The sequence below is a fragment of the Kitasatospora sp. NPDC059577 genome (assembly GCF_042735475.1).
GTDB lineage: Bacteria > Actinomycetota > Actinomycetes > Streptomycetales > Streptomycetaceae > Kitasatospora.
The window spans coordinates 51432-63031 of the sequence record NZ_JBHWBZ010000028.1; the positions used below are offsets into that span (position 1 = coordinate 51432).

Genomic DNA, 11600 nt, shown 5'->3' on the forward strand with positions numbered 1-11600 from the left:
TGCTGGGCTAGAAGGAAAGCAGGGCTGATGAACACCGGTCAACGGCAAAGGGTAAGGGTCGATTAAGAAACGCGTCGAAGCAGGTCAAGCGTTATTGATGACATGGATTCAACGCGTGTAGCCATTCACTGAATACGGCCCGGAATGCCAGTCGGCATTCAGTGAACCGCGTTTCGGGACAGCTCTCCTGACGGGAAATCCCCGCCCTGCGGCCGCCCGGATTCCTCATCACCCGCCGGCGATGACCTCCAGGGCCGGGCGCGGCGGGCGGCCGAGCAGTGCCGCGAGGTCGCCCGGCCCGCCCGGCCCGGCCAGGAAGCCGTGGGCGATCGCCGAGCAGGTGCCCACCAGCATCGGCACCTGGAAGTCCTGCGCGCCCGAGGCCGCCAGCGCCGTCCGGGCCTCGGCCAGCCGCCCGGGCCGGTACTCGGCGCCGAGCGCCCCGGCCACCTCCGCGCCGCCCAACGCCCGCTCCCCCACCAGCTCGTACGTCCGGCCCGCGTGGGCGTCCGGGTCGAGCGCGACCGCGGCCGCCACCTCGGCCAGGTCGGCCCGGGCCACCGCCGCCACCCGCCCGTCCCCGAGCGGAGCGCCGATCACCCCGTCCGGCCCGGGGGCGGCGATCACGCCCAGGAGTTCCGCGTACAGGCCGTTGCGCAGCACGGTCCAGCGCAGGGAGGCCGACGCGCGCAGCCGGCGTTCGGTCCAGCGGTGGGCGAGGGCGTAGGGCAGGTGGTCACCGTCGCCGGAGAGGCTGGTGTAGACGACGTGCCCGACGCCCGCCCGCTCCGCCGCCCCGATCGCGGCGCCGTGCCGGGCGATCACCACGTCGTCCTCGGCGGCGCCCGCCGAGATCAGCAGCAGGGTCCGCACCCCGGCGAAGGACGCGGCCAGCGTCTCCGGCCGGTCGAAGTCCACCAGCCGGGCGGCACCTCCGGCCGGCACCCGCTCGGGAGTGCGGCTCCCCGCCAGCACGCCCTCGCGGCCGCCCAGCCTCTCCCACACGAGCGTGCCCAGGCCTCCGTTGACACCGGTGACGAGCAGCATGACGTTCCTCCAGGAATGATCGTTCGTCGGCAACGGGACCATCCTCGATAGCCTGGGCGTCCGGCGTAAGGAGGCACATTCATGTCAGCAGGGCACACCGCGGTAACCACCCCCCGCGCAGCGGTCTGGTGCGAGGACGGCGTGGACTGCGGGATCCGCGACCTGCTGGACCGCCTCGGCGACAAGTGGTCCGTCCTTACCGTCACCGAACTCGCCCAGGGCGTACGGCGGTTCCGGGAGCTGCAGCGCGCCCTGCCGGGGATCTCCCAGCGGATGCTGACCCTGACGGTGCGCCGACTGGAACGCGACGGCCTGGTGTCCCGGACCGTCCACCCGACCGTCCCGCCGCAGGTCGAGTACGAGCTGACCCCGCTCGGCCACAGCCTCACCCACCTGGTCCGGGCGATGGCCGACTGGTCCTACGACCACCACGACGCCATCGTCACGTCCCGGCAGCGGTGGGACGCCGCGAACCCCGGCTCGGAGATCCGCTAGGGCTTGTCTGACAATTCGCGTCGCATCAGCGCGCGGCGTTGGGCGCCCGGCTGGGCGTGCCGCCGGAGCGTCCTCGTACTGGACGTACTTGGACGATTCGGCGGTGCGTCCAGCCGGGATGCCCGGCGTCGTGCGCGCGGCGGGAATTGTCAGACAAGCCCTAGGGCTTGGTCAGGGCCCGGACCGGATCCGGGGTGGCCCCGGCACTCCCCCACCCCCAGGTGGGCGCTGCGGGGGCGGTTCTGAGGCCCTGTTAGGGTTCGCGGACGTGACGGACAAGGCGACGAAGCAGTACGAGGCGATGCTGGCGCACTTCGGGCGGGCCGCCGAACAGCGGGGCTTCGCCGTGGATCCCGCGCAGCGGCCGGCCGCGGAACGGCTGTCCCGGCTGGCCGGAGAGCTGGCCCGCACCGGGCTGCTGGTCCGCCGCCCGCCGCGCCACGTCTACCTGTGGGGCCCGGTGGGCCGGGGCAAGAGCTGGCTGGTGGACACCTTCCTGGACGGCCTGGCCACGCCCCGCAAGCGGCGGCTGCACTTCCACGACTTCTTCCGCCGCCTGCACGAGGGCGTCGCCCTGCACGCCGCCGACCCGCACCGGGATCGGGCCGGTGAGCGGGTGGCGGCGGTCGACCGGGCCGTGGACGAGCTGCTCGGTGACTGCCGGGTCCTGGTCTTCGACGAGTTCCACGCCCATGACGCCGGGGACGCGATGCTGGTGGCCCGGCTCTTCCGGACCCTGCTGGAACGCCGGATCACCCTGGTCACGACCTCCAACTACCCGCCCTCCGGGCTGATGCCGAACCCGCTGTACCACCACCTGTTCGAGCCGACGATCCGGCTGATCGAGGAGCGGATGGACGTGGTCGAGGTCGCCGGCCCGGTGGACTTCCGCCGGGAGCGCCCAGCGGCGAACGCCCGGTCGGGGGGCGGGCGGTCGGCGGACGGGCGGCCGACGGCCGACGCCCCGCAGCGCTTCGCGCAGGGCGCCCGGCTGCGCACCGGCGACGAGGACGGCCTACGCGCGCTCGGCCTCACCCCGCCGACCGCGGACGAGGCGGACGAGGTGCCGGTGCACGGCCGCCCGCTGCGCGCGGCGGCGGCCCGCGACGCCGAGGCGTGGTTCGGCTTCGCCGAGCTGTGCGAGGGGCTGACGTCCGCGGCCGACCAGCTGGCGCTCGCCGAACGCTTCCCCACCCTGGTGCTCACCGGCGTACCGCCGCTGGCCGACGCGACCCCGGACGGGCGCCGGCGCTTCGCCGACCTGGTGGACGTCTGCTGCGACCGGGACGTCCGGCTGGTGCTGATCGGCGCCGACCCGGTCGACGGGCGGGCCGGCGACGAGGGTCTGCTGCGCGACCTGGACCGGACGGCCAGCCGGCTCGCACTGCTCGGATCCGGCTGACCGGCCGGGCGTTCGGCTCCGCCGGCCCCTACCGCTCGTACGCCATCTCCGGGAAGCGCGGCGAGGGCCCGTCCAGCAGGTGGTCGTCGTGGCCGCGCAGCCAGCGGTCGAAGAAGGAGGCCACGTACGAGCGGGTGGCCAGTTCGGCGCGGCCGGGGCGGATGTCGCCGACGTCGTTGCGCAGCTGCTCGGCGTCGAGCGCGCCCTGACGGGCGAGCTGGGGCAGCAGGGGCTGCCCGTCGGTGTACGAGCCGTGGCGGGAGCCGGTCAGGGTGAAGTCGGCGTGCCAGCCGGTGCTGTGCTGCCACAGCGCGTTCCAGCCGGGCTGCTCGCGGTAGGCCCCGGAGTCGTCGCTCCCGGTGCCCATCAGCAGGAACGGCCGGTCCAGGCCCTCCTCGGCGACGCTGGGCAGGAACACGCCGGTGTGACCGTCGGGGCCGGGGAAGTGCAGTTGGCCGTCGAGGTTGACCCCGGCGGCGATCCGCGGGTCGTCGTGCATGGTCTGGAGCGCGGTGAAGCCGCCCGCCGAGTGGCCGACCATGCCGACCCGGTCGAGGTCGAGGGCCCCGGCCAGGCCCGCCGGCAGGCCCTTGCGGCCGCCCAGCCCGGTGAGTTCGTCCAGCACGAACCGGGTGTCGGCGACCCGGGTGTCCATGGCCTTGCGCAGCACGGCGCCGATGTCCAGATCCGGCCGGCCGAGCATGCCGGGGAGCACCGAGGGTGCCAGGTCCCCGCCGGGGAAGGCGACTTCGGAGGCCTCGTAGGTGTGGTCGACGGTGACCACGACGTAGCCGCGCGAGGCGAGGTCCTCGACGAGCGCCGTCCCCCAGGTCCGCGGGTCGCCGAGGCCCGGCGAGTACAGCACGACCGGACGGCGGCCGCCGGGCAGCGCCGGGGCGTCCTTCCGGGCGTGGGTGCGGATGCCGGACCAGTCGGTGCGTCCGGGCTCCGTCCCGTAGTTGACCCGGGCGAGGCCCTCGGCTCCGCCGAAGTGCGCCCCGGCGGCGGGCTCCATGTACGGCGCGCGGTCGCCGGGGCCGGCCGGGCGGGAGGTCGGGTACCAGAGGCTGATCATCAGCTCGCGCCGGTGCCCGGGCTGCCAGGGGTCGTCGCGGTCGGCGTCGGTCAGGTGCAGGGCGGTGGTCCCGATCGGGTACGGCCCGGTCGGCTCCGGCAGCCACGCCCGCGCCTGCCGCCCGGCGCCGCCGTCCTGTGCCGCCGCCACCGCCCCGGGCGCGCCGACCGTGCCCAGCACCGCCGTCGCCGCCAGCAGGACCGCCGCCACGGCCCGTCCCCCACTGCCCATGGTGTTCCTCCACGTTCCGTTTGATCGAACACGCAGGACACTACGGGCGCAACGGCCGCCGGCCGTCATACCAGGGAGCCAACCGTCCCCTGAATACCCGGGTATGACACCCCTACGGGTCAGCGCACGTCACCGGACGCCGGGATCGGGGCTCGGCCAGTCGAGGACGGTGCGCACCGTCCGGCCGAGGAGCCACTCCTTGTCCTCGGCGCCGAGCCGGCCGCTCTCCCGGAGCGCGAAGAGCTCGTCGGCCCAGCTGTGGTCACCGGTGATCGTGGTGTGGTCGCTCGCCCACATGACGCGCTCGCGGCCGAAGGCGGCCAGGACGTCCAGCAGCCGGTCGAGGGCGGGCGCGAAGGGGTACTCGTCGGTGCCGAACACCTCGGGCCCGTGGGCCCACTTGACCAGGATGTTGGGCTGGTCCGACAGCCGGAGCACGTCCTGGAACTCCCCGTCGTCCGCCGGCATGCCGATGTGGTCGAGGACGACGGCGGTGTCCGGGTGGGCCTTCGCGTAGGGGCGCAGCAGGTGGCCGTTGCGCGCCGTCATCGCGAAGACGGGCAGACCGTGGTCGGCGGCGGCGTCGAACACCGGCCCGTAGTCGCCCCGGGCGAGTTCCCCGAGGTCCCCGTCCCCGGCGGCGACGATCCGCACCGCTCGGGCGTGCGGCGCCTCGGCCACCGCCCTTATGCCGGCGGCGAGTTCGGGGTCGCGGTGGTGGACGCGCAGCAGGTAGGCGAAGCGTTCCGGATACCGGGCCGCCGCCGCTTCGGCAGCGGGTGCGGTCGGCCGGAACGCGCGGGCCCCGGGGAGGGCGACGGCCGGCTCGGGGTGGCCGGTGTCCGCGTCGAAGCCCGCGAACTCGTCGATCACCGCCGCCCGGATGCCCAGCGCGTTCATGGCGGCGAGGGTCTGCTCGGCGTCCGGTGTGCGGTGCAGGTGGATCTGCGCGTCGACGACGTCCAGGGCCATGGGCGGGTGCCTTTCGCGGGAGTCGGGGAAGGGGCCGGGCGGGGAGGCCCCCCGACGGGGACTACCCCGGCACCGGCCCCGCCCACACCCGCCGCCGGGCCCCGACGTCCGGCGGCCTACCGGCGGTACGGCTTCAGCTCCCGGCGGGCCAGGGAGCGCTTGTGGACCTCGTCCGGGCCGTCCGCGAGGCGCAGGGTGCGGTTGCCGGCCCAGAGTTGGGCGAGCGGGGTGTCCTGGCTGACGCCGGCGGCGCCGTGGGCCTGGACGGCCTTGTCGAGGATCCACTCGACGGTGCGCGGGGTGGCGATCTTGATCGCCTGGATCTCGGTGTGCGCACCCCGGTTGCCGACGGTGTCCATCAGCCAGGCGGTCTTCAGCACCAGCAGGCGCAACTGCTCGATGCGGACCCGCGATTCGGCGATCCAGTCCTGGACCACGCCCTGCTCCGCCAGCGGCTTGCCGAAGGCGACCCGCTCGGCGGCGCGGCGGCACATCAGTTCCAGCGCCCGCTCGGCGATGCCGATCGCGCGCATGCAGTGGTGGATCCGGCCCGGACCGAGCCGGGCCTGGGCGATGGCGAAGCCCGAGCCCTCCTCGCCGATCAGGTTGACGGCCGGGACCCGCACGTCCTCGAACAGCACCTCGGCGTGGCCGCCGTGGTCGGCGTCGTCGTAGCCGAAGACCGTCATGCCGCGCTTCACGGTCACGCCGGGGGTGTCGCGCGGGACGAGCACCATGCTCTGCCGGCGGTGCGGCTCGGCGGCGGGGTCGGTCTTGCCCATCACGATGAGGATCCGGCAGTCCGGGTTCATCGCGCCGGTGATGTACCACTTGCGGCCGTTGACCACGTACTCGTCGCCGTCCCGCTCGATCCGGGTGGCGATGTTGGTGGCGTCCGAGGAGGCCACTTCCGGTTCGGTCATCGCGAAGGCGGAGCGGATCTCGCCGTCGAGGAGGGGCCGGAGCCACCGTTCGCGCTGCTCGGCGCTGCCGAACTGGGCGAGCAGTTCCATGTTGCCGGTGTCGGGGGCCGCGCAGTTCAGCGCGGGCGGGGCGAGCTGGGGGCTGCGGCCGGTGATCTCGGCGAGCGGGGCGTACTGCAGGTTGGTGAGGCCGGCGCCGTGCTCGCCGGGGATGCTGTGCTTGTCCACGAAGAAGAGGTTCCACAGGCCCTGCTTGCGGGCCTCGGCCTGCAGGTCGGCGACGACCGGCGGGACGGCCCAGGGCGCGCGGGCCGGGTCGGCGAGCTGGGCGGCGAGGACGGCCTCGGCGGGGTGGACGTGCTCGTCCATGAAGGCGAGGAGCTGTGCGCGGAGCTCGTTCGTCCGGGCGTCGTACGCGAAGTCCATCGGTCAGTTCTCCTTGAGGGTGCTCAGGCCGTGGCGGGCGAGGACCGGGGCCATCTCGCCGGCGCGCTCGAAGCCCGCGCCGAGGGTGCGGCCCTGCTGGAAGCGGAAGAAGATGCCCTCGGCGACGGCGGCGAGCTTGAACGACGCGAAGGCGACGTACCAGTCCAGGTCGGCGGCCTCGCGGCCGGTCGCCTCGGCGTACCGGGCGACGATCCCGTCGGGCTTCGGGAAGCCGGGGGCGGTCATCGCGGAGGGGATGATGCCGCCGCCGACGCCGGCCAGTTCGGTGTACATCACCAGGAGGCCGATGTCGGTGAGCGGGTCACCGAGGGTGGACATCTCCCAGTCGAGGACGGCGGTGATGGTGTCGCCGTCGTCGACGAGGACGTTGTCGAGGCGGTAGTCGCCGTGCACGAGGGCGGGCGCCGGGGAGACGGGCAGCCGTTCGGCGAGCAGGGCGTGCAGCCGGTCCGCCTCGGGCAGCTCGCGGCTGCGGGACGCGGCGAGCTGCTGGGACCAGCGGCGCAGCTGGCGCTCCAGGTAGCCGTCGGGGCGGCCGAAGTCCTCCAGGCCCACCTGGGCCGGGTCGATCCGGTGCAGGGTGGCCAGGGTGTCGACCAGGCGGCGTCCGAGGGCGGCCACCCGCTCCGCACCGAGGGCGGCCAGCGGGGCGGCGTCCCGGTGCGCGGTGCCGGCGACGTGCTCCATGAGGTACCAGGGCGCGCCGAGGACGTCGGTGCCGTGGTCGATCAGCAGCATCTGCGGGACGGGCACTCCGGTGCCGCGCAGGGCCGACATCACCCGGTGCTCCCGGCCCATGTCGTGCGCGGTGGCGAGGACGTGCCCGAGCGGCGGGCGGCGCAGCACCCAGCGGGAGGTGCCGTCGGAGAGGAGGTAGGTGAGGTTGGAGCGGCCCCCCTCGATCAGCTCGGCCCGCAGCGGGCCCCGGACGGCCCCGGGCAGCCCCCGGTCCAGGTGGATCCGGAGCCGGCCCAGGTCCAGGCCGGGCGGGTCGACGGGCGTCTCGGGCATCGGACGGCTCCTCGGGAACGGCGGATCGTTGACTAAGCGCTTGCTTAGCATTCAGCCGGGGGATCCCTCCTGTCAATGGCACGACCCCCGGGCCGCACCGGCTCGGGGGGTCGCCCACGGCGGCCTCGCGGCCCGGACCGGCGGGCCTTCGGCCTCCGTCCGGGCTCAGACGGGCGGCATCAGGTCGCTCCCGCTGACGGTGTACGTCAGCGGGGGGTAGACGAAGTCGGTCTCCCGGTTCTCGCGGCGCCGCAGCCGGTAGAACTCGTGGCTCTGCTCGTCGTCGGCCGGCGTGAGGCGCGCGCCCTGCGGCAGGTACGTGTGTCCGTCGCGGTACCGCACCAGGGTCTTCGACGTCCGGAACGTCACGCCCAGCCACTCGTTGTCCGCCGCCCCGCCGGGCGCCTCCAGCACGATCCTGTGCCTGAGTCGCCGATTCGTGTCGACGGAGAACGCCACGACACCGTGGTGGGCCAGGGGGATCTCGAACTTCTCGCCGCCGGCCACCGACTCCTTCGATTCGAAGATCAGCTTCCGTGGCGGGCCCGCTTCGGGATACCGGTAGCAGGAGAAGACCGCGATGAACGACCCGTCGGCCAGATCGAGGGCCTGGTCGGAATGGCCGCCCATGGTCGTGTAGGCGTTCGTGTAGGTCTCGACGAGGGCGTTGTTGAACCCGACCGGCAGCGCCGCACACTCCTGGACCTGCCGCGCCAGCCGTTCGTGCACCGCCCGGAAACGCTGCGCCGGGCTGCCGTACCGGGTGGTGGTGCGCACCAGCGGCACACCGCCCGCCTCGTCGACCCCGACGAGGACGGCACCCCGCCGGCCCTTTCCCACGTCCTCCCAGCGGGTCGACGCGGACAGCGCCGCGAAGAGGTCCTCCTCGGTCGGCACGGCGTACGAGCGGATCTCGTCGCGGATCTCGTCCCGGATCCTAGATTCGGGGGGCATCGTAGTCTCCCGTGTTCATGCTGAAGAGGAATTCGTCGCCGTAGTCGACGAAGGACGAGGTGCGGTTCTCCTCGGCGTACAGCCTGCGCAGCTCGTCCATGCCGTCCGGCGTGGGCGGCCCCAGCTTCACCAGGCCTCCGGCCACCTTGAGGAAGGTGTCGCCGTCCTTGTGCACGGCCTCGGCGCTCGAACAGCGCACCACGTACCCCAGGCGGGTGGGCAGCAGCTCGGCGTCCAACGCCGAGGGCCGGATCTCGTGCGTGTAGAGGCGGTTGGTGGACAGCGGCATGAAGAACACGGAGCCGGGATGGAGGGTCAGGGTGAACTGCGCGGGCAGCGCGGCCTCGTCGCGCTGCACCGATGGGTCCTTGAGGCGGAACCGGATCCCGGTCAGCCCGCTGACGCCCTTCACCCCGCGGTCGAAGGCGTCCTCGGCCAGGGGCTGCAGGCCGTCGAGCCGGTCGTAGAACGTGCAGAAGGCCATGATGCCGTTGACGGGCATGTCCTTGGTCTTGTCGGCGTGCGCGGAGATCCTGGCCTTGGACTGCTTGCGCCCTTCCGTGGCCCGGGTGTTGTGGTAGATCTGGGCGAGGACGTGGTTCAGCGGCGCCTGGTTCCGGAAGACGGTGGCGGCCTCGCCGTTCAGGGCCTCGACGATGCGCGTGTCCGTCGGGCCGAAGCCCTCGGTCGGCCCGGAGAGGTTCGTGGAGCACCGGAGCAGGCGGAAGTGCAGGTCGTCGCCGTCGCGCGTGACGGGCGTCAGGTAGATTCCGCTGCGGTGGGCCGATCCGGGCTTGGTGGACTCCGTCAGGGACTGGAACACGTGCTCGGCGCGGATCCGTCCGAAGTGGTCGGTGTCCGGCCCGAAGAAGCGGCGGTAGTACACGCCGACGCCGTGCACCCGGACGGGCACCCGGCCGAGGTCGACGAGGGTCCAGGCGTCGTCGACGCCCTCGCGGTGACCGTGCGACAGCTCCCGGATCACGAACACCCGGGCGGCCGGCCGCAGGTGGCGACCGCTGATCCCGGACAGGTCGCCGCACAGGTAGACGGTCTTCTGCGCGAGGTCGGGCACGCCGGAGGCGAGCTCCTCCGGCGTGATCGTGGACCCGAAGAAGTCCCTGATCAGGTCATCGCCGTGCAGGGCCGAAGGCGCGACCAGGACGTTGCCCGCGTCGTCGATGCGGGCTTCTGCCGGCTCTGCTGTGGACATCGGGCGGTACCTGCCATTCGCGGATCGTCGTGGACGTCAGGGGGCACCCTGCCGTGCGGCGGCTGTCGGACGTCGCCGAACCCACCGGCGGCTCATGGGTCGGAGTTCCTCCCGGGCCTTGCGGATCAGGTCAAGGGAAGCCGCTCTGGTCAGCGCGTCCACCGGCAACCGATCGTAGGCCCTTTCCCACGCCCTGACAGTCCCGTCTTCCCGTACCACGGTCCAGGTGGCGACCCGGCGGCTCCTCCGACCGGATCGGACGCTTCTGCACCGTCGCTGCCGTTTCGGCCTTCCGGCACGCAACCTTCGGTCCGTCATGAATCGTGACACGTAGGGGAGTTCGCTGCTGATCGGGGGCCTTATACCGGACCGGCTCCCGCCTCGACAGACATCGGTCGAAAGTGTTCTGATGCTCACACAGTAAGGATCATTAACGAACACCACCTGACCGATTGTCAGAGAAGTGGGGGCACGGTGCGGACTGCTCGGGGTACGGCCGTCCTGGCGGCGGTGGGGGTCCTCTCGACCCTCGTCCTGGCCACGGGAGGGCCCGACGCCGGGGACAGACCGAGCGCCGCCGGCACCACACCCTCCAGCCCCACCCCCGATGCCCCGACCGACGACCCCGCCGAGGTACCCGCCCCGGCGGCGGCCCCCACCCCGACCTGGGACGGCCAGGTCAAGGTGCTCGGCGACGGCTCCACCTCGGACACCGGCCCCCAGCCCAAGCAGCCGAAGCCGGAGAAGCTGAAACCCGGCGAGAAGCCGCCGCAGTTCGTCGTCTTCTCCTGGGACGGCGCACTGGAGGGCGACGACCACCTGTTCTCCCGCTTCCGCACGCTGGGCGCGCAGAACAACGCCCAGATGACGTTCTTCCTGAGTGGCATCTACACCCTGCCCAAGTCGAAGCGGACGCTCTACCACCCCCCGCAGCACGACGTCGGCGCGGCGTCCATCGACTTCGCGACCAACGCCCACATCAAGGACACCCTGGAGCAGCTGCGCCTGGCCTGGCAGGACGGCAACGAGATCGGCACCCACTTCAACGGGCACTTCTGCGGCCCGCAGAGTGGCGGCGGTGGCGACTGGTCCACCGACGAGTGGAAGAGCGAACTCGACCAGGCGGTCTCCTTCGTCACCAACTGGAAGACCAACACCGGTTTCAAGGACCTCCCGCCCCTCCCCTTCGACTACACCAAGGAACTGGTCGGCGGCCGCGCCCCCTGCCTGGAGGGCCAGAAGAACCTCCTCGCGGCCGAGAAGGCCACCGGCTTCCGCTACGACGCCAGCTCCCCGGGCGAGTTCCAGGTCTGGCCGGTCAGGAAGGAGGGCATCTGGAACTTCCCGCTGCAGATGCTGCCCTACCCCGGCAGGACCGCCCAGAGCCTCTCCATGGACTTCAACTTCCTCGCCGGCCAGTCCGGGAACACCACCAAGGGCGACCCGAAGAAGTTCGACACCTGGGAGAAGGAGACCAGGGACAGCTACCTCGCCGGCTTCGAGCGGGTCTACAACGGCAGCCGGGCCCCGCTCTTCATCGGGAACCACTTCGAGGACTGGAACGGCGGCATCTACATGCAGGCCGTCGAGGACGTGATGAAGGACGTCTGCAAGCGGGACGGCGTCCGCTGCGTCTCCTTCCGCCAGGTCGCCGACTGGCTGGACGCCCAGGACCCCAAGGTGCTCGACAGGCTGCGCCAGCTGGACCCCGGCCAGCCTGCCGACTGGTCCCGCCTGGTCAAGTGAACGACCGGCCCGGGGGGGGCCGGGGGGGGCGGGCGCCCCGGGCGGCGCGGAAAGCCCACCCACCCCAGACGAGGGGGTGGCGCA

Annotated in this window: 10 protein-coding genes; 3 read left to right on the top strand and 7 right to left on the bottom strand. The window is 72.7% G+C overall.

What is annotated here, in order from left to right:
• Positions 1-228: 228 nt before the first annotated feature.
• Entirely contained in the window at positions 229-1047 is an 819-nt protein-coding gene (locus ACFV0O_RS22200; RefSeq protein WP_380344380.1) for an NAD(P)H-binding protein, read from the bottom strand.
• A gap of 81 nt (positions 1048-1128) precedes the next feature.
• On the opposite strand from ACFV0O_RS22200, the gene ACFV0O_RS22205 reads away from it, so the two are divergent.
• Positions 1129-1542, top strand: coding sequence for a winged helix-turn-helix transcriptional regulator (locus ACFV0O_RS22205; RefSeq protein ID WP_380344383.1), 414 nt, complete (start codon positions 1129-1131; stop codon positions 1540-1542).
• Positions 1543-1810: 268 nt separating this feature from the next.
• The gene (gene zapE, locus ACFV0O_RS22210; RefSeq protein ID WP_380344385.1) at positions 1811-2944 is read left to right on the top strand and encodes a cell division protein ZapE; all 1134 of its coding nucleotides are present in this window, start codon (positions 1811-1813) and stop codon (positions 2942-2944) included.
• A gap of 28 nt (positions 2945-2972) precedes the next feature.
• Here the strand turns inward: zapE and ACFV0O_RS22215 are convergent, their stop codons facing one another.
• The 6 genes from ACFV0O_RS22215 to ACFV0O_RS22240 all read right to left on the bottom strand — a co-directional run bounded on the left by ACFV0O_RS22215 (position 2973) and on the right by ACFV0O_RS22240 (position 9770).
• On the bottom strand, positions 2973-4250 hold the full coding sequence (locus ACFV0O_RS22215) for an alpha/beta hydrolase family protein (RefSeq protein WP_380344388.1): 1278 nt from the start codon (positions 4248-4250) through the stop codon (positions 2973-2975).
• A 129-nt stretch (positions 4251-4379) separates the two neighbouring features.
• Entirely contained in the window at positions 4380-5222 is an 843-nt protein-coding gene (locus ACFV0O_RS22220) for an amidohydrolase family protein (protein ID WP_380344391.1), read from the bottom strand.
• Positions 5223-5338: 116 nt separating this feature from the next.
• Positions 5339-6571 carry an acyl-CoA dehydrogenase family protein gene (locus tag ACFV0O_RS22225; protein WP_380344394.1) on the bottom strand — a complete coding sequence of 411 codons (1233 nt, stop codon included), beginning with the start codon at positions 6569-6571 and terminating at the stop codon, positions 5339-5341.
• Between the two features lie 3 nt (positions 6572-6574).
• A complete protein-coding gene (locus ACFV0O_RS22230) occupies positions 6575-7603 on the bottom strand; it encodes a phosphotransferase family protein (RefSeq protein WP_380344396.1) in 1029 nt (342 codons plus the stop codon).
• A gap of 165 nt (positions 7604-7768) precedes the next feature.
• Positions 7769-8557: a hypothetical protein gene (locus ACFV0O_RS22235; RefSeq protein ID WP_380344399.1), complete on the bottom strand. Its 789-nt coding sequence runs from the start codon at positions 8555-8557 to the stop codon at positions 7769-7771.
• Positions 8541-9770, bottom strand: coding sequence for a hypothetical protein (locus tag ACFV0O_RS22240; RefSeq protein ID WP_380344402.1), 1230 nt, complete (start codon positions 9768-9770; stop codon positions 8541-8543). Before ACFV0O_RS22240 ends, ACFV0O_RS22235 begins: the two co-directional genes overlap by 17 nt.
• A gap of 474 nt (positions 9771-10244) precedes the next feature.
• Here ACFV0O_RS22240 and ACFV0O_RS22245 point away from each other — a divergent pair, with 474 nt between their 5' ends.
• Positions 10245-11516, top strand: a complete 1272-nt coding sequence (locus ACFV0O_RS22245; protein ID WP_380344405.1) for a hypothetical protein — start codon at positions 10245-10247, stop codon at positions 11514-11516.
• Positions 11517-11600 lie beyond the last annotated feature (84 nt).